The following is a 20,842-nucleotide window of genomic DNA, read 5'->3' on the forward strand; positions in this document are numbered from 1 at the left end:
AAAGCATTTGACGGTGTGGCGGGGGGTTCTCGACACTCGGCTGCATGGGACACGTCGAGGTGGGCCACGTCGGCCATGTGCTGCCGGACGGCCGGATGCTGCTCGACGACATCTCCTTCCGGGTCGGCGACGGTGTCACGGCCGCCCTGGTGGGCCCCAACGGCGCGGGCAAGACGACGCTTCTGCGGTTGATCGCCGGTGATCTCGCGCCGCAGTCCGGGACCGTCGCGCACAGCGGCGGCGTCGGGGTCATGCGCCAGTTCATCGGCAGTGTGCGGGACGGGTCGAGCGTGCACGACCTCCTGCTGTCGCTGGCGCCGCCCCGGGTGCGGGAGGCGGCGGCCGCGGTGGAGGCGGCCGAGCTGGTGATGATGGAGCGCGACGACGAGCCCGCTCAGCTCCGCTACGCCACGGCACTGGCGGGCTGGGGCGACGCGGGCGGCTACGAGGCCGAGGTGCTGTGGGACGCGTGCTGCGTCGCGGCCCTCGGCGTCCCCTACGACTCGTGCCGGTGGCGGGAGGTCCGCACCCTGTCGGGCGGCGAGCAGAAGCGGCTCGCGCTCGAGGCCCTGCTCCGCGGGCCCGACGAGGTCCTCCTCCTGGACGAGCCCGACAACTACCTGGACGTCCCGGGCAAGCGGTGGCTGGAGGAGCGGCTGCGGGAGACGCCGAAGACCGTCCTGCTGGTGTCGCACGACCGCGAGCTGCTCGACCGCTCCGCCGACCGGATCGTCACCGTCGAGGCGTCCCGGGTGTGGATCCACGGCGGCCGGTTCTCCACCTACGCCGCCGCCCGCCGCGACCGCAACGAGCGCCTGGAGGAACTGCGGCGCCGCTGGGACGAGGAGCACGCGAAGCTCAAGGAGCTGGTCAACGCCCTGCGCACCAAGGCCACGGTGAACGACGGCTTCGCGTCCCGCTACCGCGCGGCGCAGACCCGGCTGCGCAAGTTCGAGGAGGCGGGGCCGCCCGAGGTCCCGCCCCGCGACCAGAACCTGAAGATGCGCCTGCGCGGCGGCAGGACCGGCAAGCGCGCGGTGGTCTGCGAGGACCTCGAACTGACGGGGCTGATGAAGCCGTTCGGCACCGAGGTCTGGTACGGCGAGCGCGTGGCGGTCCTCGGCTCCAACGGCTCCGGGAAGTCGCATTTCCTGCGTCTCCTCGCGGCCGTCGCCGAGGCGCTTCCGCGCGGCGCGGTGCCGGCGGGGCCCGTCGCGCACACCGGCGTGGCCCGCCTGGGCGCGCGGGTGGTCCCGGGGCTGTTCGCGCAGACGCACGCCCGTCCCGACCTGGCCGGACGCACCCCGTGCGAGATCGTCATGACCGAGCACGCGCGGCTGCGCAACGACGCGATGAGCGCGCTCACGCGCTACGAGCTGAACGTGTGCGCCGAGCAGCCCTTCGAGACGCTGTCCGGGGGCCAGCAGGCCCGCCTGCAGATCCTGCTGCTGGAGCTGGGCGGCGCCACCCTGCTCCTGCTGGACGAGCCCACCGACAACCTCGACCTCGCCAGCGCCGAAGCGCTCCAGGAGGGCCTGGAGCGCTTCGAGGGCACGGTCGTCGCGGTGACCCACGACCGCTGGTTCGCCCGCGCCTTCGACCGCCACCTGGTCTTCGGGTCCGACGGCTCGGTCTACGAGTCCGCCGAACCCGTCTGGGACGAGACCCGCGTGGCCCGCCCCCGCTGAGCCACGCGGGCGCCCTCACGAGCGACGCGTCAGAGCGGGCTACCCCTGCGGATAGGCGCGCCCGCAGTCATCGGCGCTCTCGATCTGGAAGCCCTGTCCGGAGGTCTCGGCGTGGTTCGTGATCCGGTTGAAGTTGTTCACGAACTGGGTGTAGACGTTGTTGTTGTTCATGATCCTGATGGAGTTCTCGTCGTTGTTCTCCAGGGAGTCGTGGTTCAGGTTGGCGCTGCCGGTGAACACGACCGCGGCCAGCTTCGTGGTGTTGGGGTAGCCCGCCTCGATCATCATGTCCTTGGTGTGGACGTAGTTCGGGGCGTCGTCCTCGTTCTGCTTGTACGCCCACATCCGCACCCGGGCGCCTTCGTTCATGGCCTTCGCCAGCGGTTCGCAGACCGATTTGTGGATCTTGCGGGCGACGACGTCGACGCTGCACCCCTCGCGGGCCTTCTTGACCAGTTCCTTGGCGATCGCGCTCCTGGTGACCGACCAGTTCGCGATGCGGATCCTGCCGGGGCAGCTGGTCGCCTGCAGGGTGTGCACGGTGGTGTCGTTCGCGGCCGGGTCGCCGTCCACGATCGCCCGCGGGTAGAAGTAGCTCTTGATGTTGCCGGTGATCACCGGCGGGTTCTCGTTGTAGTAGTCGGGCCGCCCCTCCATCCTCTGGAGGTCCTCGAAGTAGCCGGCGTAGCGGTTGTACAGGTCGGCGTCCCCGACGTGCGTGTACCAGCTGTTCCAGGCGTCGCTGCCGGAGGATCTCCTCATGTTCGCCGAGCCCGTGGAGACCACGTTGGACGCGCCCTTGGTACCGGAGAACAGGACGAACTTGTTGTGCATCGCGTTCGTCCCCTGGCAGGAGGGCGGGGGACCACCGAGCACCTTCTGGCAGTAACGCGCCCAGGTCTCGTCATTCCCGTCCTCGTCGAGAGCCGTCTTGAGCTGGGTGAACACCTCGTGTTCGGCCTCGGGCGCCCCGCCGTCGACCAGGAGCTGGACCTTCACGCCACGCGCCTTCGACGCGAGGAGCAGCGCCTGGGCGATGACCGGCTCCTCGAACCGGAACGCGGTGAACATGATCGTCGAACCCTGGTCGGCGTTCTGGATCAGGTCCAGCAGGTGGGTGAGGATCTCGTTGCCGGGCGGGGTGTTGAAGGTGGCGGTGTCACTGAGGACGCTGGCGGATCGCCCGGTGTCCGCGGGTGCGGCGGCGGACGCGGGCACGGCCAGGCCGGCGCCCGCCAGGAGCGCGGCGGCGGCGAGTGTGAAACCTCGGGAGCGCATGGGCGTGGGGGTTCCCTTCTGTTCATGCGGGGGTTCCGTCGGCTTGCTCGCGGGGTCCGGCGGCCTGACGCACGTCGGCGAAGGCTCCGGTGATCCCGATTCTCATCCGCCGCGCGCTCGGCCCGTGAGATCAAATCCGGCCGGAGGGCAACGGTTTCAGGACAAACCGTGGCTCTCGGCGGGGTGGGCGAACGTCTCGCGGTAGGCGGTGGGGGTGACCCCGACGTCCTGCCGGAAACGCGCGCGCAGCGCCGCGGCCGAGGGGAACCCGGAGCGCCGGGCGACCTCGTCGACCGGCATGTCGCTCGTCTCCAGCAGCTGCTGCGCGCGGATGACGCGCTGGTGGACGAGCCACCGCGCGGGCGCGGAGCCGGTGATCTCCCGGAACCGGCGGTCGTAGTTGCGCCTGCTCATGTGCGCCCGGCGGGCCAGGACGGACACGGGCAGCGCCGCGTCCAGGCGTTCGAGCGCCCAGCCGATGGTCTCGGCCACCGGGTCCGCTGCGTCGAGTTCGGGGACCGGCGCCTCGACGTACTGGGCCTGGCCGCCGGGCCGGTGCGGCGGCACCACCATCGCCCTGGCCACCCGGTTGGCGTTCGAGGGGCCCAGCATGGAGCGGATCAGGTGCAGCCCGAGGTCCATTCCCGCGGCGCCGCCGCCGGCGGTCAGCACGTCCCCGTCGTCGATGTAGAGGACCGACGCGTCGACCCGGACCGCCGGGTGGAGTTCGGCCAGCCGCGGCGCGACCGACCAGTGCGTCGTCGCCGGGCGGCCGTCCAGCAGGCCGGCGGCCGCGAGCACGAACGTGCCGCTGCACAGGCCCGCCACCCGCGCGCCCCGCGCGTGCGCGGCGCGCAGGGCGTCCAGCACCGGTCCGGGCGGGCGCTCGGCCGTCGGCTGGGGCAGGTTCGGGACGACGATCAGGTCCGCGGCCCGGACCGCCTCCAGATCGTGCGGGACGGCGCACGACAGTCCCCCGCCGATGATCGCGGCGCCGGGCTCGCCCGCGACGATCCGCAGGTCCATGCCGGGCAGTGAGCCGTAGTGCGCGGCGATGTCGAACACTCCGCAGGCGAAGGACATGCTTCCCATCAGCGCGCCGTCGAAGACCACCACGACCAGCCGCCGCGGGACGCGCTCCGCCTCCGGGCCGCCGCGCGGGCCGGTCCGGAACGCCTCGCCCAGCGGTTCGGTGCCCACCCCCATCGCCCCTGCACCACCTGCCCTGGCCGCGAGTGCGGCGCCGGTACGAAGTAAGCCGCCCGGTCTGGATATCACACCGCCGCGCGGCCGAAAAGGCGGCGAACACACGCTTCGAGATATTTAGAATGTCCGGCGACCCGGTCACCGAAGGCCGGGCCGCCTCGCGACGCGAGGCGAGCTGAAACCAGACACCCGAGGTTGTGATCTGCATGAGCGACACCCACGACGCCGGCCTGTGGCGGGCCGGTGTGGACATGACCGAGAGCAGCGACCCGAAAGTCCGCGCCGCGGGCTTCGAGGCACTGAGCCTCGCCGAGAACAACACGGACGGCACCTCCCCCGGGGGTGGCGTCAAGCCCGCGGGCGGCACCAATCCCGCGGGGGGCACGAGCCAGGTCTGACCGGAATCGCCGCTGACGCGGTGAGGACGGTTCTTCGGGTGGCCGGACGACAGTCCGGCCACCTTTCTCGTTGTGCGCCGGTGGGCCCCGGCCCTCAGCGAGGCCCGTGTCCCGGCGGGGAGTCCCATGTGAGCAGGGACGCGAGCCCTGTCCCCCTTCGGGGGATGGTGGATAGGGTGCCCGGGTGCGGGTGGCGGTGACTGGTGCGGCGGGGTTCATCGGGAGCCATGTCGTCGACGCGTTCTCGGGGGCGGGGCACGAGGTGCTGGCCGTCGACGCGCCCGCGCGCTCCCTGAGTCCCGGCGTCGCGCGGCGGACGTGGGCGAGGGTCGCGACCAGGCCGGGGGTCGTCGCCGCGGAGCTCGACCTGGTGGTGGACGATCTCACCGCCGTCGCGGCCGCGGACGCGGTCGTGCATCTGGCGGGGCGTCCCGGAGTACGCGACTCGTGGGGGCCGGGCAAGGCGGTCGTGGAGCGGGACAACGTGGCGGCGACGCGGCGGCTGCTCGCGGCCTGCGTGCAGCGGCCGCCCCGGTCGAGACCGAAGGTCGTCGTCGCGTCGAGTTCGTCGGTGTACGGGTCGGCGGGGCCGCGGCCGAACCGGGAGGACGACCCGCTGAGGCCGGCCAGCCCGTACGCGGAGAGCAAGGCGAGGGCGGAGCGGCTCGCGCGGACGGCCGCCGGGAGCGGGCTGCGGACGGTGCTGCTCCGGTACTTCTCGGTCTACGGCCCCCGGCAGCGGCCCGACATGGCGTTCCACCGGTTCGTCGAGGCGGCGCTGGAGGGCCGCCCGCTGCCGGTGTTCGGGGACGGGCGCAGCTCCAGGAGCTTCACGCACGTGCGGGACGTCGTCGCGGCCACGCTGGCGGCGGCGGCCGAGGACCTGGTGCCCGGCGTCGCCGTCAACGTGGGGCACGCCGAGCACGTGGCGGTCCGCGACGCGATCGCGATGCTCACCGGCGCGCTGGGCGTCCCGGCGCAGATCCGGCGCGAGACGCCCGTGGCCGGGGACGCGACGCGCACCTGGGCCGACACGTCCCGCGCGCGGGAGCTGCTCGGCTGGACGGCCGCGACGGGCCTGGCCGAGGGGCTCGCGGACCAGATCGCCTGGCACCGCGCGCTGCGGACCGTGCCGGAGGGGGCGGCGGTCGGATGAGCCACGATGTCCTGCCGGACGGTCCCATGAGCCGCGGTCCCATGCGGCACAGGGCGGCGTACGTCGCCTTCGACCGGTTCCCGTCCAGCAAGGGGTCGGCGGTCCACATCGCGCAGATGGCCGACGAGCTGTTCGCGCGCTTCGATGGCGGGCTGCTCGCCGCGATCGGCGGCGGGGACCTGCCGCGCTACCAGCGGGAGGGGACGCGGGAGGTCGCGCGGTTCGACGCGGCGGTCCCCAACCTGATCGACCGGGCCGAGGCGTTCTCCGGCTGGGTCGCGGCGCACCTGCGGCCGCACTGGGAGACGCTGGAGGTCTGCCACGTGCGCGACCCGTGGAGCGCGCTCCCCGCGGTCGCGGACGGGCGGCGCCACGCGGTCGTGTACGAGGTCAACGGGCTGCCGTCCATCGAGATGAGCCACACCTGGCCCTGGGCCGCGCCCGCCACGCTCGCCAAGATCCGCGAGCTGGAGCGGTTCTGCCTGGAGCGCAGCGACGCGGTCGTGGTGCCGTCGGGGGTGATCGGCGACGCCGTCCGGGGCCTCGGCGTGCCGGAGGGGCGGATCCACCTGGTCCCCAACGGCGCCGACGTCCGCGACATCCCGGAACGTCCCGCGGGCGCGCCCGAGCGGTATCTCGTCTACGTCGGCGCGCTCCAGCCGTGGCAGGGCCTGGACGTGCTGATGCGGGCGTTCGCGAGGCTCGCGGACCTGCCCCGCCTGCGGCTGGTGGTGTGCGCGTCCGTCCCGGAGCGGCGGGCCAAGCCGGTGCGGCGGCTGGCCGAGCGCCTCGGCGTCGCCGAGCGCGTCGACTGGCGGTTCGCGCTGCCGCACCACGAGGTCGCCGCGTGGCTGGCGCACGCCGAGGTGTCGGTGGCGCCGCTGACGGGCTGCGCCCGCAACCTGGACCAGGGGTGCGCGCCGCTGAAGGTGATCGAGTCCATGGCGGCGGGCGTCCCGGTGGTCGCCTCGGACCTGCCCGCCGTCCGCGAGCTGATGGCGGACGGGCGGCACGGGCGGCTGGTGCCGGCGGACCGTCCCGCCGAGCTGGCCCGGGCCGTCCGGATCCTGCTGGAGTACCCGCGGGAAGCCGAGGCCATGGGGCGGAGGGGGCGCGCGCACATCGAGGAGAACCTGACCTGGGCGCGGTCGCGCGCCCGGCTGGCCGAGGTCTACCGCACGACGACGACACGGGGTCGATAGGTGGTTCGTCATGTTCTGGCGTAAGCAGAAGGCCGCCATCGAGCGGTTCCATCCGCTGCACAGGGCGCTGACCCTGGAGGAGGGCTTCTCCGTCTCGCTGCGGCGGGACGACTGGGAGCCGTTGATCCAGAGCCTGGCGCAGCACGGGACGCAGGTGCGGCGGGGCAGATGGCGGCTGCACGGGCGCGTCCCGGGCGTGCTCGTGCCGCTGCTGCGGGTGCTGTCGGCCGACATGCCCCCCCGACGGGGTGCTGTCGGTGTCCGCGGACATGCGCGGGTCGAACGTCCCGGGGAAGGTCGGCCCCCAGCAGTCGCTGCCGTCCCGGCACCCGGTCTCGAAGCTCAGGCAGTGGTACGCGGTCGACCCGTGGCTGCGGATGCGGGCGGAGCTGCGCGACGGCAGCGTCGTCGAGCTCACGGTCACCGACCGGGTGCGGCACCGCAAGTACCGCAAGAGGAACCCGCGCGGCAAGATCAAGTACAAGAGCAAGTCGAAGACGGTGCAGCTCGTGCGGGTCACCCGGCGGCTGGCCAAGGACGCGGCCGTCCGGCCGCCCGCCTCGCCGCCGCCCCGCTGGGTCAGGGTGCGGGTGAAGGAGGGCCGGCGGCTGGTGATCCGGGCGAGCGGGAAGTTCCCCGGGCCGGTGGAGGACAGGGTCATGGTGGACCGGATCCTGCAGGTGTCGACGGAGCCGTTCCGGTGGACGCCGCCCGGCACGGCCGCGAGGAGGAGCACGTGAACCGCTGCACCGTGACCACCGGGTTCTTCGTGCTCGGGCGCTGCGGCCAGGCCGCGGTGGCCGCGTGCCCGCAGTGCGGCCGGCCCGTCTGCACCGCGCACGCCGGACCGAACGCCCTGTGCCCCGAATGCGCCGGCGCGCAGGGGTACCGGACGCAGGACCCGCACGACCCGGGCTGGGCGCACGGGTACCGGCGCGAGTACTACCAGGGCAGCTCGCAGACCTACAGCGACGGCTCCTGGTACTCCTCGTTCGACGAGTACGACCGCGGCGCGTTCAACCCGGGCGACGACTACTCCCACGGCGGCGACTGGGGACCGGACGACGACACCGGCTTCGTGGACAGCTGATGCCCCGCGTCCTGTGGATCACCGAGCACTACCCGCCGGGCCGGGGCGGCATGGCGCAGTCGTGCGACCGGATCGTGCGGGGCCTGCGGGGCGCCGGGGCGGAGGTCGACGTCGTGCACCTGACCCGGCGGTCGCGGCCGTGGGGCGTGTCGCGCGAGCACGGCGGGCGGCTCGTCACCGCGCCGCTCGGGGACGACGCCGAGCACGCGCTGCGCCGCCTGTGGACGACGGTCGGCGCGGAGAACCTGACCGGGTACACCCATGTCGCGGCGTTCGGGGGCGTCCACGCGATGCTCGCCGCGCCCGTCCTGTCCGCCCTGCTCGGCGCGCCGCTGGTGACGCTGCTGCGCGGCAACGACATCGACGTCGGCGCCTTCTCGATGCGCCGGCGCGGCGTGCTGGCGGACGCGCTGCGCGCCTCGTCCCGCGTGTGCGTCGTCGCCCGCTCGCACGCGCCGCTGGTGTCGGCGCTCGCCCCGGACGCGGCGGTCGCGTTCGTCGCCAACAGCGTCGACACGGCGCACTGGCGGATGCTTCCGTCCGAACGGGAGCGGGGCCGGGCGTGGCGGGAGGAGAACGTCGCCCCCGGGCGCCGGACGATCGGGCTCATCGGCCAGCTCAAGGTCAAGAAGGGCGTCGGCTTCTTCCTGGAGGCCCTGGCGGCGTCGCGCCGCGCCGGCGCCTTCCACCTGCTGCTCGTCGGCGAGGTCGAGGAGTCCGTGCGGGAACGGCTCGCCGGCGGCGACGTCCCGCACTCGTTCCTGCCGTTCCTGGAGCGGTACGACCTTCCGGCCGTCTACGCGAGCTGCGACCTGGTGGCGCTCCCCTCGTTCTACGACGGGATGCCGAACGTCGCCCTGGAGGCGGCGGCGCTCGGCGTCCCGCTGGTCGCCTCGGACGCGGGCGGGCTGGCGGACGTCGCCGACGACGAGATCGGGTTCACCTTCCCGGCCGGCGACCCGCACGCGTGCCGCGCGGCGGTCGACCGGGCCGCGCGGGCGGGCGGCGAGGAGCTGGCCAGGCTCGGCGCGGCGGGCGCCGAGCGGATCCGGCGCGACTTCACCCCGGCCGCCGAGACCGCGGGCTACCTGGCCGTCCTCGACGAGACGCGTTGATCGTCTGCTACGCGGCCGGCGACGGGCTGGGGCATCTCACACGGCTCCGGTCCGTCCTGCACACCCTCGGACGGGAGGGGCCGGTCACCGTCGTGACCGGGTCGCGGTTCGCGGCCGACCCGCGCGTGGCGGGCGGCTGGGACGTCGTGGAGGCCGCCGGCCCGGCGGCCCCGCGGCCGGACGAGGTGATCGTGGACGCGTTCCCGGCCGGGCTGAGGGGCGAGCTGACGGGCTTCCCCCCGGGGGCGAGGACGACGCATCTGGCGCGCCTGCTGCGCTGGGACGCCTACCGGCCCCTGCTCCCCGCGGACCCGCCCCGCTTCGACCGGACGTTCGTCCTGGAGGAGCTCGACCCCGCGCACCACGCCTACCTGCGCGCGGTCTCGGACGAGGTCGTCCCGTTGACGCTCGTCGACCCCCCGTCGGAGCCGGTCGACGCGGACGGCTGGCTCGTCGTGCACAGCGGCCCCGACGCCGAGACGCTCCAGCTCGTCGCCTACGCGCAGGACATGGCGTCGCTCGAACGGGTCCGTCCGCCGATGACGCTGGTGTCGCCCGCGAGACCGGACGGCCTGCCCCCGGACGTCGTCCACCTGGACGTCTGTCCCGCGTGGGTGCCGGGCCCGAACGTCGAGCGGATCGTCACCGCGGCGGGGTTCAACGCCGTCCGCCAGTACGCGCCCTGGCGGGAACGGCACCGGATGATGCCGTTCCCACGCAGCCTGGACGACCAGTACACACGCGCTGCCCGCGCCAGAAGCGGGCACGCGCGTCAGAAGTAGGTGGAGGTCAGGTTGCCGGTCGGCCAGGTCTTCACCGCGTTCGCGGCCTTGTGCAGCAGCGAGTCGATGTCGCCGTAGTTCGCCGCGGTGCCCTCCTGGCGCTGGTCGAACAGCACCGCCCACGACAGCCCGTCGTACCGCCGGACCAGCAGCGTGTACGTCCCGGCAAGGCTCCCGTTGTGCCAGGTGTTGCGGCCGCCCGTGACCGGGCGCACCTGCCATCCGCAGCCGTAGTACCAGCCGTCGGCGTTGACGCCCGTCTCCGGCTTGGCGAACGCCCGGGTGATGGACGCCGACGCCAGGACGGACGTCCCGCCGTCGTAGACGCCCGCGAAGCGGGTGAGGTCCATGGCGGTGGCCAGCCAGCCGCCGTGCGCGTCCATGTTCTCCAGGTTGAACGCGCCGTTGGGGAAGGGGACCTTGGTGCCGCTGTTGTCGAACACGGTGGCGCCGGTATAGGTCGAGTAGTACGGGACCTCGCCGGTGGCCTTCGTGCGGGTCCTGCCCAGGCGCATCCGCGTGATGCCCCGGGGCGCGAGCACGGTCTGACGGACGTAGTCCTCGTACTTCTTCCCGGTGACCTTCTCGATGATCCGGCCGAGCAGCAGGTACCCGTAGTTGGAGTAGGCGTACCGCGTGCCGGGCGCGTGGTCGAGCGCGCGCGCCGAGGCGTACTTCATGATGTTCGCCTGCGACACCGGGAGCGCGACGCCGAGCTCCTTGGCGATCGCCGCGTCCCGGAACATCGGGTCGGGCGAGATGTCGCGGTCCCAGCCGCCGAGGTGCTGGAGCAGCCGCAGCACCGTGACGTCCCTGAGGCGCGGGTCGGCCGTCGTGGGCAGGCCCAGCAGTGTCGACACCCGGTCGGTGAGCTTCAGCTTCCCGTCCTGGACGAGCCGGAGCACCGCCGTCGCCGTGACGGGCTTGGAGATGCTGGCGATGCGGAACGGCGAGGTCGGCTGCGTCTTGAACGCGCCGCTCTCGGCGAAGGTGTAGCCGCGCGAGAGGACGAGCTTGCCCTTGCGGACGACGGCGAGCTGCCCGCACGGGATCTGCCGCGCCATCATGAAGCTCTTGAGCGTGGCGTCGAAACCGCCGAGGCCGGCGAGCGCCTTGCCGGTCACGCCCCACGTGCGGCCCGCCGCGGCAGCCCGCGCCGTCCTGGACGACCCGGATCCGCCGGACGCGCAGCCTGCGAGCAGCGCCGGCGCGGCCACCAGGCCCGCCGCCTTACCGAAGTTCCGCCTGCTCAGCTCTGCCACCGCGGCCCCCTGAAGATCGAATGTCCGGAATGCGGCGATCATGAACTCTAGTGCATTCGATCTTCAGACGCGGGGAAACGCGGTCGGCGCCCCTGGTCGCGGGGCCTACCCGGGCAGGCGGACGTCGAACTCGATCTCGACCTCGTCGGCGAGCCGGAGCGCCCCGAAGAACGCGGAGTAGGGCTTGACGCCCCAGCGGCTCTGCTCGACGGTCACCCCGCCGCGCACCCGGTCGCCGTCCCGGACGGCCGCGAGCCGCACCGGCTTGACCCGCCCCATGATCGTCAGGTCGCCCTCGACGGCGTCCTCTCCGATCGCGGTGGAGGCGAACAGGATCCGCGGATGCCGCCGGACGTCCAGGACATTCCGCAGGTTCTTCACGATCTCGGCGCGGTCCTGGTCGGTGAGCGGCTTCACGCCGCCGGCGCCCTCCCGCACCTCCAGCCCGTCCACCTCGACGGTCACCTCGATCGACGAGGCGTCCAGGGGCTCGCGCGCCTCGACCGCCGCCGACCAGCGCGTCGCCTCGATGGTCAGGTCGTGCCCCGCGCGCCGGCCGAGCCCGCTGCGCCCCGTCCGGACGAGCAGCCGCCCGTCCTGCGGCCCGAGCTCGAAGGTTCCCTCCATGCCCTCCACCCTGCCACGCGGGTCACAGGCACTCCACCTCGGGCTGCGCGCGGTACTCGGTGTGGAACCTCTCGCGGCGCACCTCGCGCCCGCCGGCGAGCAGCGTCCGCCACACGTCGACCTCGAAGCCCTCCCGGCCCGCCATGGGAACGCACTCGCCGTCGCGGCCGGCGCCGGGCCCGAACGGCCTGAACCCGTACCGCGCGGACGTCCGCGACCGCACCTCGTACCTGCGCCGGCCCCACAGGTTCACCGTCAGCGAAGCCGCCGAGGAGGACACCTGGATCCGCACGGGCTCGCCGGTGTCGTTCCTCCAGGTGAAGTCGAGCCGCGGATAGAACACCGCGGCCTCGCGGCCCTCCGGGTACTCCGGCATCCACAGGGTGTGGGCGCGGGCCTTCCGGATGTCCAGCCCGGCCAGGAACACCGCGTTGTACAGCGTCGTGGACACCTGGCAGATGCCGCCGCCCACGTCGTTCGCCAGCCGCGAACCCATGATCGCGGGCGCGGGCACGTACCCGCGGCTCCTCGTGCGGGGCCCGACGGCGTCGTTGAACGAGAACGTCGCGCCGGGCTCGACGACCAGCCCGTCCAGGGCCCGGGCGGCGAGCTCGATGTTGCGGACGCGGGGCTCGCCCGGCGCGAACCGCGTGGTGAACGTGCTCATCAGGCGGCCGGGCGGCAGCCTCCCGGGGCCGCCGCGCCCGGCCGCGTCGCGGTGCGGCACGGTGAGCGCCGCCGACACCCCCGACAGCCCGCGGACCCTCCAGGTACGCGCCCAGCAGGAGCCCCGCCGACGCGACGGCGCCCGCCGCGACGGGCCACCACCGCCGGACGCCGCGCCGCGGCCGCCCAGGCCCGATCCGCCCCACCCGACCACACCCCCGTGGATCCAACGTGATCCCTCACGGACCCTGCCGCTCACCCGCGGCGGGCGCCCGCGTCTTTACCCGAACAGGACGAACGTCCGAACAACACCGGCCCTGCGGGACGGCGGGCGCGAGGGGCGCGAGGGGGGCGAGGGGGGCGAGGGGGGCGCGCGCCGGGCGCCCGCAGCGGGCGCGGGCCCCGGCGCGCATCCGCTCGGGGTCGATCTCGCGGGCGGGACGCCGGCGCAGGTACTCGGCCTCCAGCTCGTTCATCCGCCGCGTGTGCTCTCCGTAGGCCTGGTCGGCGGCGTGCCGGAGCGCGTCCAGCCTCGTCTCGCACAGGTGGCCGAGCTCGCGGAACAGGTCCTCGTCGCTGAGGTCCCCGGGCGCGACTCCCAGGTCACGGCTCGTCATCGTGTGATCTCCTCCTTCGTGGGCGACCCGTGCCCTACCCGGTCACCGGGGCGTGAACCGTGAACACCCGGAGCGCGCGGGGGTGCTTGCCGAAGCGCACCGCGGGCGGCAGCGTCGCCACCTCCCCGTCGCGCGCCAGCCGCAGGTCGCCGGCCGGCGAGACGACCTCCATGCGGGTCGTGCGCCACGAGCGGTACCCGGGCGTGACGCGCAGGTGGCCCGCGATGATCGCGGCGACCGCCCGGACGCGGGGCGCGCGCCCGCCGGCGGTGACCATGCGGACGTCGAGCCTCCCGTCGTCGAGGCGCTCGCGCCAGGTGGGCGCGGCGCCCCACGAGCCGAAGACGCCGTTGCCGACGAACGCCAGCCAGACCCGCTGCCGCCTGCCGTCCACCATCAGCTCGACGGGCTCGGAGTGCCGCAGCGTGCGGACGGCGGCGACCGCGAGCGCGGGCCACTTGCCGATCCGCCCCTCCAGCCGGACGCGCCGGTCGACGATCTCGGTGTAGGCGCCGATGCTCGCGGTGTTGAGGAACACCCGCTCCGCCTCGTCCCCCTCCCCGGCGGAGAGCGGGGTCACGTAGGCGACGTCGGCGCGGCCGACCCGGCGCTCCCGGTAGGCCCTGACCGCCTGCGCCGCGGTCTCCACGCCGACCGCGCGGGAGAAGTGGTCGAACGTCCCGCCGGGGACGACCAGCAGCGGGACGTCGTGTCGGAGCGCGGCCGGCGCGGCCGCGCCCACGGTGCCGTCGCCGCCGACCACGGCCAGCACGTCGGCCCGCCCGGCGGCCTCGGCGCACGCCTTGCCGACGTCCGCGCCCGGCTCCAGCCGGACGATCTCCGCCGCGGGCAGCTCGGCCTCGACCAGCGCGAGCGCGATCTCCGAGCGCCTCGGGAGGATCGCGGCGTCGGTCTCGGCCGCGGGGCCCGCGCCCAGGTTGACGACGGCCACCACGCCGCGCCCGTCCCGGGCGACGCGCACGCTCCCCTCCCCGGACGGGGCCACGCGCGCCACCGGGGGGCGGGCGGGCCACACCATCCGCGTGCCCATCCCGGCGAGCGCGCCGATCCCCAGCCCGGCCAGGACGTCGCCCGGATAGTGGGCGCCGGTGTAGATGCGGGAGAAGGCCACCGCCGCCGCCGTCGCCGCGACCGGGACGGCCACCGCCGCCGGCGCCTCCAGCGCGACGCCCGTCGCGAACGCGGCGGCCGAGGCGGAGTGCCCGGACGGGAAGGCGTGCGAGGTCGGCGGCTTCCACCGGATCCGGATCGGGGGGACGAGGTCGACGACGGGGCGCCTGCGGCGGAAGGCCTGCTTGCCGACGAGGTTCACCGCGGGGCTCGCCACGGCGATCGCGATGGCCCCGCGCAGCGCCGCCCGCCGCAGCCGCGGCCGCCCGGCGATCCCCATCGCGCCGGCGGCCGAGAACCACAGCACCCCGTGGTCGGCGAACCGCGACAGCCGCGGCAGGACGTACTCCAGCCCGCGCAGCCGCGCCGCCGCCACCTGATCGAACGCCCAGCGGTCCAGCCGGCCGAGTCGGCGCAGGAGGGCGACGCGCTGAGGCCACGCGCGATGCTCCTGGAACTGCCGCGACCGGCGACGGGTGACGGTCCGTGACGGCACGCGGGTGCGCCGCGAATGGTTGACGCGCATCTCCCGGGTATCCCCAGGGAGGCCGACATGATTCCGTAAAGATCTCAAATCGGGGGTCACATGCGGGCGAACGTCACTCTGGACTCAGCAACTGCAATAGGCTTCGCGGCATGAGTCACCCGGAACGGCTCGGAACCCCGGGTGGCGAGTCGGTCGGGACGATCGCGGAGCCTCCTCACGTGAACGGAACCCTGGCCGACTACGCCGCACGATACGGGCTGAGGCAGAGCGCTGCGCGCCCCCCGCTGCGCAAGTACATCCAGGATGTGTGGGCTCGCCGGAACTTCATCTGGGCGTTCGCATCCGCCAAGAACATCTCGATGTACACCGACTCCCGGCTGGGTCAGGTGTGGCAGCTGCTGACCCCGCTGCTGAACGCCGGGGTCTACTTCCTGATCTTCGGGATGCTGCTGAACACCAAACGCGGAGTGCCCGACTTCATTCCCTTCCTGGTGACGGGCGTCTTCCTGTTCGGGTTCACCCAGCGGTCGGTCACGTCGGGGTCCAAGTCCGTCGGCGACAACCTCTCGCTGATCAGAGCCCTGCACTTCCCGCGCGCCACGCTGCCCCTGGCGATCGCGATCGTGGAGTTGCAGCAGCTGCTGCTCGCCCTGGTCGTCCTGTTCGTGATCGTGTTCGGGTGCGGCGAGCCGCTCAGCCTCCAGATGCTGCTGTTCGTCCCGGTGATGGCGCTCCAGCTCATGTTCAACGTGGGCATCAGCATGGTCATGGCGCGGCTCGGGGCGTTCAACCGCGACATCACCCAGCTGCTGCCGTTCGTCATGCGGACCTGGCTCTACATGTCCGGCGTGATCTTCAGCCTGCCGTCGCTGATGAAGCCGGGCACCCGGTTGGCCGACTACCCGTGGCTGGGCGAGCTGCTGCAGCTCAATCCGGCGTACGTGTACGTGGAGCTGAGCCGGCACGTCCTGCTCGGCGAGTACCGGAGCTATGTCGGGGGCCTCGCGCACGCCACCTCGACGGGGCAGCTGTGGCTCTACGCGGGCATGTGGGCCGCGGTGATGCTGGTGGGCGGGTTCCTGTTCTTCTACCGTGCCGAGGAGCGCTACGGCCGTGGCTGACACGAAGGTCCGCGGGACCGCCGCCATCGACCCGACCCGGGAGCCGATCGTCGTCGTGGACGATCTGCACATCGTCTACCGGGTGTACGGCGCGGGCGGCAAGGGCAACGCCGCGAGCGCGTTCTCGCGCGTCCTGCGCCGCAAGCACCGCCCGTCGATGACCGAGGTCCACGCGATCAAGGGCCTGTCGTTCGTCGCGTACCGGGGCGAGGCGGTCGGCATCATCGGCACCAACGGCTCCGGCAAGTCGACGCTGCTGAAGGCGATCGCGGGGCTGCTGCCCCCGCACAGCGGCGGCGTCTACACCGACGGGCAGCCGTCCCTGCTGGGCGTGAACGCGGCCCTGATGAAGGACCTCACCGGCGAGCGCAACATCGTGCTCGGCTGCCTCGCCATGGGCATGACCCCGGCGGAGACCCGGTCCAAGTACAAGGAGGTCGTCGACTTCGCCGGGCTGAAGGAGGGCTTCATCCAGTACCCCATGCGGACGTACTCCTCCGGCATGGGCGCCCGCCTCCGGTTCGCGATCGCCGCGGCCAAGACCCACGACGTGCTGCTGATCGACGAGGCGCTCGCCACCGGCGACGGCAAGTTCCGGGTCAAGAGCAAGCGCCGCATCGAGGAGCTGCGCAACGACGCCGGCGCGGTGTTCCTCGTCGCGCACCAGCTCGACACGGTCAAGGACATGTGCGACCGCGTCATCTGGATCGACGAGGGCCGCATGCACATGGACGGCGACCCCGAAGAGGTCATCGCCGCCTACATCGAGGCCACCGGCAAGTAGCCCGACCGGCGAGCGGCGCGCCCGGTCCAAGCCCGTACGGGACCCGAGAGCACATTGCGGCCCCACGTCACCACGGTGACGTGGGGCCACTGCTTTGCCGCCTGGTTCGCGACGGGCCGTCACGACGTGACGCCCCCTGGTAGAGATGGGGGGTCACGATGATCCTGATGGAGGAGGTCGCCATGCCCGGCAAGCCCCCGCTTCCGCACGAGCACCTGCCCGAGGTGCCCGCGTTCGCGGTCGCCAGCGACGACATCGCCGAGGGCGAGCGGCTCGCGGACCGGCACGTGTTCGACGACTGGGGTTTCAGCGGCGGCAACGAGTCGCCGCACCTGCGCTGGTCCGGGTTCCCGGAGGCGACGAAGAGCTTCGCGGTGACCTGCTACGACCCGGACGCGCCGACCGGCAGCGGCTTCTGGCACTGGTCGCTGTTCGACATCCCGGCGGGCGTCGCGGAGCTGCCCGCGGGCGCGGGCGCCGAGGACGCCGAGGTCGGCGTGCACGCCCGCAACGACTACGGGGTCAGGGCGTTCGGCGGCGCCGCCCCGCCGCCCGGCGACCCGCACCGGTACGTCTTCACCGTCCACGCGCTGGACGTGGAGTCGCTCGGTCTCGGCCCGGACGCCTCCCCCGCCGTCGTGGGCTTCACCATCACCGCCCACACCCTGGCGCGCGCCGTGATCGTCGCCGAGTACGGCGTCTGACGCCGCGCGCTCTCCGAGGCCGTCCCGGGCTCCGGGACGGCCTCGCGCGTCTCACCCCGGCCCGCGCCCCGGCCTGAGGCGCCGGAAGCCGGGGTGGACGCCCCTGCCGAGCCCCTGCTGCTCGGCGACGCGCTCCAGCAGCGTCTTCACCTCCTGGCGCTCGTCGTGCGACAGCGCCCGGCATATCTCTCTCTCGTGCGCGGCGGCCACCTCCGCGAGCCTGGTGAGCAGGATGAAACCCTTGTCGGTCAGGTACAGCGCGTAGAGGCGCCGGTCCTCGGGGTTGCGGCGGCGCTCGATGAGCCCCCGCTCCTCCAGCTCGTCCGCGAACGGGACGAAGCGGCTCGGCGGCATGCCGAGCTCGTCGGCGAGTTCCCGCTGGCTGCGGCCGGGGGCTCCGGCCAGCATGCGCAGCAGCCCGGCCTGCGGCGGGGTCAGGTCCAGCTCCGCGATCCGCTCGGCGAACCGGCCGGCCGCGTGCGCGCCCAGCTGGGCCAGCAGGAACGCCACCCCGATCTGGACCGGAGAGCGGACCTCCCCATCGTTCATACCCATGCGTACATGATAGCCGGTTGACAACCGTTCCACTTTGTAATCATTATCGGTCGTATAGCGATGAACCGACCGAGGAGAGCTCATGACCACCGCATCCGGACGCGACGGGCGCCGAGGTGCTGCGCTACGCGCGGGAGCACGGCACCGCGATCAGGGCGGGCTCGTGGCTGCTGCCGGCCTCGGCGATCCCGCCGGCCCTGCTGGCCGCCGTCCTGTACCGCAGGCTGCGCGCCCTCGGCATCACCGCGCCGGGCTCGGCGATCACGATGGCGGGCGGGCTGCTGGCCTCGGTCGCGCTGGCGCTGAGCGCGATGACCGCCTGGACGGGCGGGCGGCTGCCGGACGGCGCGAGCCCCGCGCTCGCCCGCGCGCTCGCCGACCTGTCCTTCCTGGCCGGCGGCCCCTTCTACGGCGCGGGCTTCGCGATGCTCGTGGCCGGGGTCTCGGTGACCGGCCTGCTCGCCGGGCTGCTGCCGCGCCCGCTGACCTGGATCGGGCTGGCGCTGGCCGCCGCCGGGATGCTGTCCACGCTGTCCCTGCTGGCCGAGGGGTTCGCGCCGCTGCTGCCGGTCATCCGGTTCGGCGGCCTCCTGTGGCTGGTCGCCGCGGCCGTCCTGCTGCCCCGCACCCGCCACGGGCGCGCGTGAGCGTCCGCGCCGAGGCCGTCCCGGCCCCCTCCGGGACGGCCTCGCCCGGTCCCGGTGAGCCTCAGCCGGTGCCGACGAGGACGTCTCCCACGGCCGTCCGTCGGTAGAGGACGGAGCGGCCGCTGCGCTCGCGCGTGACGAGCCCGGACTCCCGCAGCACCGCGAGGTGGCCGCCGATCCCGCCGACGCTCATCCGGAGCCGGGCGCTCAGCCAGCTGGTCGTGGCGGGCTCGGCGAGCAGGCGCAGCAGGTCGGCCCGCGTGCGGCCCACCAGCCTGGCCAGGGCGTCCTCACCGCGCGGCTCCCGGCTCTCCCAGAGCGCCGCCACCCCCCTGGCCCGGTACATGAGCGTGTACGGCCAGTCCTGTTCGAGCGCCGCGCCGAGCTCGGCGAAGACGACGGGCACGAACGTCAGCCCGGCGCCGCCGAGGCGGTAGGTGGCGTCGCCGTGGATGTCGGCCTCGATGACGCCGTCGCGCCAGCGCACCTTGCGGGACAGGCCGTCCAGCGCCGCCGCCCAGCCGTAGGCCGCCAGGCGCCCCGCGCGGTGGACGATGTCGCGTTCCAGGATCGAGCGCAGCACCGGCCAGTCCGGCTCCAGGAGGGCGCGCCAGGCCGTCTCCAGGCCCGCGGCGAGCCGCTCGACGACGTCGGGGGCCTCCAGCACCTCCCGGACGGCGGCGTCCGGCTCCGGCAGCCCCTGGAGGTTGCGGGCGAGCTCGCGGCGCGCCTGGCCGAGCGGGGTCGCCCGCACGGTCACCAGCTGGTCGGCGACCGTCAGGTTCGGCCGGGCGGGCGGCGGGACGACGAAGTCGGCCATGTACCCGTGCGGGCGGCGCAGGAAGGCCAGGGCGCGCAGGGCCGGGTCCCCGGCCACCCGCCGGTACGCCGGGCGGACCCGCTCCGCCCAGGGGCCGAGCGGCCCGACCGGCATCCGGCCGGCCACGACGCCGAGCGCGCTGTGCACCTCGATCAGGGGGGCGACCCCGAACCGGCTGGCCGCGAGGTCGCCGGGGCCCACCACGATGCGGTACATGTTTCGCTCCTCCCCGAAACATTGTCCAGGACGGGGCGGCCGCCCGCAGAGTCGCGGTCATGACCGCTCCTTCGACGACCGCCGCGCGGTACCGCGACGTCTTCGGCGTCTCCGAGTTCCGGACCCTGTTCTCCCTCCAGACGCTCCAGGTGGCGGGCGACTCGGTCCGCACGATCGCGCTGTCGGTGCAGACGTTCGAGCGCACCGGCTCGTCCGTCGCGGCGGCGCTCGTCTTCGCCGCCGGGATGCTCCCGTACGTGGTCGGCGGCGCCCTGCTGCTCTCGCTCGCCGACCGCGTCCCGGCGCGGCGGCTGCTCACCGGCTACCACCTGCTGCGCCTGGCGGTCACGGCCGTCCTCGCGGCGGGCGGGCTCCCGCTGCCGCTGGTCATGGCGCTGCTCGTCGCCGTGGGGCTGTTCGCCCCCGTCGGCGGCGCGACCGTCCAGGCCCGGCTGCCCGTCCTGCTCCCCGGGGACGGCTACGTGCTCGGACGGTCGCTGTTCACGATGACCAGCGCGGGCGCGCAGATCGCCGGCCAGGCCGCGGGCGGGCTGCTGCTGTCGGTCCTCGCCCCGTCCGGGACGCTCTGGCTCGCCGCGGCCGGCGCCGCGCTGGCCGCGGGCCTCGCCCGCTTCCGCCTCCCGGACGCGCCGGCGGCGGCCCGGGGCGCCTCCACCGGGACGGCGCGGGCGACGTGGCGGACCAACCGGCTCCTGCTCGGCCGGCGCACGACGCGCGGGCTGCTCCTGGCCGGATGGCTGCCGATCTCCCTGTCGGTGGGGGCGGAGGGGGTCGCGGTCCCCTACGCGGGCGGGCTGGGCCGCCCGGACGCGGCCGGGCTGCTGCTGTCGGCCGCCGCGGCCGGCATGTTCGCGGGCAATCTCGTGGCGGCCCGCTGGATCCGCCCGGACCTGCGGGAGCGCCTCGCGCTGCCGCTGGCCGCGCTGACCGGCGCGCCGCTCCTGCTGTTCGCCTTCGGGCCGGGCCTGCCGGCCGCGTGCGCGCTCATGGCGGCCGGGACGTTCGGGCTGGGCTACGAGCTGGTCGTCCAGCGCCGCCTCGTGGACGCGGGGCCCGAGGAGATCCGCGGGCAGGCGATCGGCCTCTACGGCAGCGGTCTCATGACGGGCCAGGCGGCCGGGATCGGCGCGGCGGGCGCCCTGGGCGAGGCGGTGGCGCCCGGCCAGGTCATCGTGCTGTGCGGCGCCGCGACGCTGGTCGCGTGCCTGTGCCTCCGCCGGTCCCTCCCGTGAGGGGTGTGGCGTGTTCGCCCGGCGGCGGGCGAACACG

At 74.0% G+C, this 20,842-nt stretch carries 22 protein-coding genes; 13 read left to right on the forward strand and 9 right to left on the reverse strand.

The window, feature by feature from the left end; genetic code table 11:
- Window positions 1-44 precede the first annotated feature (44 nt).
- On the forward strand, window positions 45-1,688 hold the full coding sequence (locus ACQEU6_RS22670; RefSeq protein WP_499334729.1) for an ABC-F family ATP-binding cassette domain-containing protein: 1,644 nt from the start codon (window positions 45-47) through the stop codon (window positions 1,686-1,688).
- Window positions 1,689-1,727: 39 nt separating this feature from the next.
- On the opposite strand, the gene ACQEU6_RS22675 is transcribed toward ACQEU6_RS22670, so the two are convergent.
- Window positions 1,728-2,966: a phospholipase D-like domain-containing protein gene (locus ACQEU6_RS22675; RefSeq protein ID WP_499334731.1), complete on the reverse strand. Its 1,239-nt coding sequence runs from the start codon at window positions 2,964-2,966 to the stop codon at window positions 1,728-1,730.
- Window positions 2,967-3,122: 156 nt separating this feature from the next.
- A complete protein-coding gene (locus tag ACQEU6_RS22680; RefSeq protein WP_499334732.1) occupies window positions 3,123-4,166 on the reverse strand; it encodes a GlxA family transcriptional regulator in 1,044 nt (347 codons plus the stop codon).
- A 212-nt stretch (window positions 4,167-4,378) separates the two neighbouring features.
- Between ACQEU6_RS22680 and ACQEU6_RS22685 the strand changes: the two genes are divergently transcribed.
- From ACQEU6_RS22685 to ACQEU6_RS22715, 7 genes are all read left to right on the forward strand, one after another.
- Window positions 4,379-4,570, forward strand: coding sequence for a hypothetical protein (locus ACQEU6_RS22685; protein ID WP_499334734.1), 192 nt, complete (start codon window positions 4,379-4,381; stop codon window positions 4,568-4,570).
- A gap of 184 nt (window positions 4,571-4,754) precedes the next feature.
- On the forward strand, window positions 4,755-5,726 hold the full coding sequence (locus ACQEU6_RS22690) for an NAD-dependent epimerase/dehydratase family protein (RefSeq protein WP_499334736.1): 972 nt from the start codon (window positions 4,755-4,757) through the stop codon (window positions 5,724-5,726).
- Between the two features lie 26 nt (window positions 5,727-5,752).
- Window positions 5,753-6,928, forward strand: coding sequence for a glycosyltransferase family 4 protein (locus ACQEU6_RS22695; RefSeq protein ID WP_499334738.1), 1,176 nt, complete (start codon window positions 5,753-5,755; stop codon window positions 6,926-6,928).
- Between the two features lie 257 nt (window positions 6,929-7,185).
- Window positions 7,186-7,668: a hypothetical protein gene (locus ACQEU6_RS22700; RefSeq protein ID WP_499334739.1), complete on the forward strand. Its 483-nt coding sequence runs from the start codon at window positions 7,186-7,188 to the stop codon at window positions 7,666-7,668.
- Window positions 7,665-8,018, forward strand: a complete 354-nt coding sequence (locus tag ACQEU6_RS22705) for a hypothetical protein (RefSeq protein ID WP_499334741.1) — start codon at window positions 7,665-7,667, stop codon at window positions 8,016-8,018. Before ACQEU6_RS22700 ends, ACQEU6_RS22705 begins: the two co-directional genes overlap by 4 nt.
- Window positions 8,018-9,133, forward strand: a complete 1,116-nt coding sequence (locus ACQEU6_RS22710; protein ID WP_499334742.1) for a glycosyltransferase family 4 protein — start codon at window positions 8,018-8,020, stop codon at window positions 9,131-9,133. The genes ACQEU6_RS22705 and ACQEU6_RS22710 overlap by 1 nt, the downstream gene beginning before the upstream one ends.
- Window positions 9,130-9,915, forward strand: a complete 786-nt coding sequence (locus ACQEU6_RS22715) for a hypothetical protein (protein ID WP_499334744.1) — start codon at window positions 9,130-9,132, stop codon at window positions 9,913-9,915. The genes ACQEU6_RS22710 and ACQEU6_RS22715 overlap by 4 nt, the downstream gene beginning before the upstream one ends.
- Here the strand turns inward: ACQEU6_RS22715 and ACQEU6_RS22720 are convergent.
- From ACQEU6_RS22720 to ACQEU6_RS22740, 5 genes are all read right to left on the reverse strand, one after another.
- Window positions 9,906-11,177: a serine hydrolase domain-containing protein gene (locus ACQEU6_RS22720; protein ID WP_499334746.1), complete on the reverse strand. Its 1,272-nt coding sequence runs from the start codon at window positions 11,175-11,177 to the stop codon at window positions 9,906-9,908. The two genes, ACQEU6_RS22715 and ACQEU6_RS22720, sit on opposite strands and share 10 nt — an antisense overlap.
- Window positions 11,178-11,282: 105 nt before the next feature.
- Window positions 11,283-11,804, reverse strand: a complete 522-nt coding sequence (locus ACQEU6_RS22725) for a YceI family protein (RefSeq protein WP_499334748.1) — start codon at window positions 11,802-11,804, stop codon at window positions 11,283-11,285.
- Between the two features lie 22 nt (window positions 11,805-11,826).
- Window positions 11,827-12,684, reverse strand: coding sequence for a VanW family protein (locus ACQEU6_RS22730; protein WP_499334749.1), 858 nt, complete (start codon window positions 12,682-12,684; stop codon window positions 11,827-11,829).
- 25 nt (window positions 12,685-12,709) lie between these two features.
- Window positions 12,710-13,087, reverse strand: coding sequence for a DUF6158 family protein (locus ACQEU6_RS22735; protein WP_499334751.1), 378 nt, complete (start codon window positions 13,085-13,087; stop codon window positions 12,710-12,712).
- 34 nt (window positions 13,088-13,121) lie between these two features.
- Window positions 13,122-14,744, reverse strand: coding sequence for a bifunctional phosphatase PAP2/diacylglycerol kinase family protein (locus ACQEU6_RS22740; protein WP_499334753.1), 1,623 nt, complete (start codon window positions 14,742-14,744; stop codon window positions 13,122-13,124).
- A 179-nt stretch (window positions 14,745-14,923) separates the two neighbouring features.
- On the opposite strand from ACQEU6_RS22740, the gene ACQEU6_RS22745 reads away from it, so the two are divergent.
- From ACQEU6_RS22745 to ACQEU6_RS22755, 3 genes are all read left to right on the forward strand, one after another.
- Window positions 14,924-15,826 (forward strand): ABC transporter permease, encoded by a 903-nt coding sequence (locus ACQEU6_RS22745; RefSeq protein ID WP_499334755.1) that lies wholly within the window; start codon window positions 14,924-14,926, stop codon window positions 15,824-15,826.
- A complete protein-coding gene (locus ACQEU6_RS22750) occupies window positions 15,819-16,610 on the forward strand; it encodes an ABC transporter ATP-binding protein (RefSeq protein WP_499334757.1) in 792 nt (263 codons plus the stop codon). Before ACQEU6_RS22745 ends, ACQEU6_RS22750 begins: the two co-directional genes overlap by 8 nt.
- Window positions 16,611-16,792: 182 nt before the next feature.
- Window positions 16,793-17,314, forward strand: coding sequence for a YbhB/YbcL family Raf kinase inhibitor-like protein (locus ACQEU6_RS22755; protein WP_499340316.1), 522 nt, complete (start codon window positions 16,793-16,795; stop codon window positions 17,312-17,314).
- A 51-nt stretch (window positions 17,315-17,365) separates the two neighbouring features.
- Here ACQEU6_RS22755 and ACQEU6_RS22760 read toward each other — a convergent pair whose 3' ends face one another.
- The gene (locus ACQEU6_RS22760) at window positions 17,366-17,869 is read right to left on the reverse strand and encodes a MarR family winged helix-turn-helix transcriptional regulator (protein ID WP_499334758.1); all 504 of its coding nucleotides are present in this window, start codon (window positions 17,867-17,869) and stop codon (window positions 17,366-17,368) included.
- 116 nt (window positions 17,870-17,985) lie between these two features.
- Here ACQEU6_RS22760 and ACQEU6_RS22765 point away from each other — a divergent pair, with 116 nt between their 5' ends.
- Window positions 17,986-18,516 carry a hypothetical protein gene (locus ACQEU6_RS22765; protein WP_499334759.1) on the forward strand — a complete coding sequence of 177 codons (531 nt, stop codon included), beginning with the start codon at window positions 17,986-17,988 and terminating at the stop codon, window positions 18,514-18,516.
- 61 nt (window positions 18,517-18,577) lie between these two features.
- On the opposite strand, the gene ACQEU6_RS22770 is transcribed toward ACQEU6_RS22765, so the two are convergent.
- Window positions 18,578-19,552 (reverse strand): ArsR/SmtB family transcription factor, encoded by a 975-nt coding sequence (locus tag ACQEU6_RS22770; protein WP_499334761.1) that lies wholly within the window; start codon window positions 19,550-19,552, stop codon window positions 18,578-18,580.
- 59 nt (window positions 19,553-19,611) lie between these two features.
- Here ACQEU6_RS22770 and ACQEU6_RS22775 point away from each other — a divergent pair, with 59 nt between their 5' ends.
- Window positions 19,612-20,805: an MFS transporter gene (locus tag ACQEU6_RS22775; RefSeq protein WP_499334763.1), complete on the forward strand. Its 1,194-nt coding sequence runs from the start codon at window positions 19,612-19,614 to the stop codon at window positions 20,803-20,805.
- Window positions 20,806-20,842 lie beyond the last annotated feature (37 nt).

This window comes from Spirillospora sp. CA-108201, from assembly GCF_050936235.1.
In the GTDB taxonomy this organism is placed as follows: Bacteria; Actinomycetota; Actinomycetes; order Streptosporangiales; family Streptosporangiaceae; genus Spirillospora.

Bases quoted from the DNA above. Each gene is read 5' to 3' on its own strand.
- ACQEU6_RS22670 (WP_499334729.1), top strand. From the start codon at position 45: ATGGGACACGTCGAGGTGGGCCACGTCGGCCATGTGCTGCCGGACGGC.
- ACQEU6_RS22735 (WP_499334751.1), bottom strand. From the start codon at position 13,087: ATGACGAGCCGTGACCTGGGAGTCGCGCCCGGGGACCTCAGCGACGAG.
- ACQEU6_RS22675 (WP_499334731.1), bottom strand. From the start codon at position 2,966: ATGCGCTCCCGAGGTTTCACACTCGCCGCCGCCGCGCTCCTGGCGGGC.
- ACQEU6_RS22770 (WP_499334761.1), bottom strand. From the start codon at position 19,552: ATGTACCGCATCGTGGTGGGCCCCGGCGACCTCGCGGCCAGCCGGTTC.
- ACQEU6_RS22685 (WP_499334734.1), top strand. From the start codon at position 4,379: ATGAGCGACACCCACGACGCCGGCCTGTGGCGGGCCGGTGTGGACATG.
- ACQEU6_RS22755 (WP_499340316.1), top strand. From the start codon at position 16,793: ATGCCCGGCAAGCCCCCGCTTCCGCACGAGCACCTGCCCGAGGTGCCC.
- ACQEU6_RS22775 (WP_499334763.1), top strand. From the start codon at position 19,612: ATGACCGCTCCTTCGACGACCGCCGCGCGGTACCGCGACGTCTTCGGC.
- ACQEU6_RS22725 (WP_499334748.1), bottom strand. From the start codon at position 11,804: ATGGAGGGAACCTTCGAGCTCGGGCCGCAGGACGGGCGGCTGCTCGTC.
- ACQEU6_RS22710 (WP_499334742.1), top strand. From the start codon at position 8,018: ATGCCCCGCGTCCTGTGGATCACCGAGCACTACCCGCCGGGCCGGGGC.
- ACQEU6_RS22695 (WP_499334738.1), top strand. From the start codon at position 5,753: ATGAGCCGCGGTCCCATGCGGCACAGGGCGGCGTACGTCGCCTTCGAC.
- ACQEU6_RS22740 (WP_499334753.1), bottom strand. From the start codon at position 14,744: ATGCGCGTCAACCATTCGCGGCGCACCCGCGTGCCGTCACGGACCGTC.
- ACQEU6_RS22760 (WP_499334758.1), bottom strand. From the start codon at position 17,869: ATGGGTATGAACGATGGGGAGGTCCGCTCTCCGGTCCAGATCGGGGTG.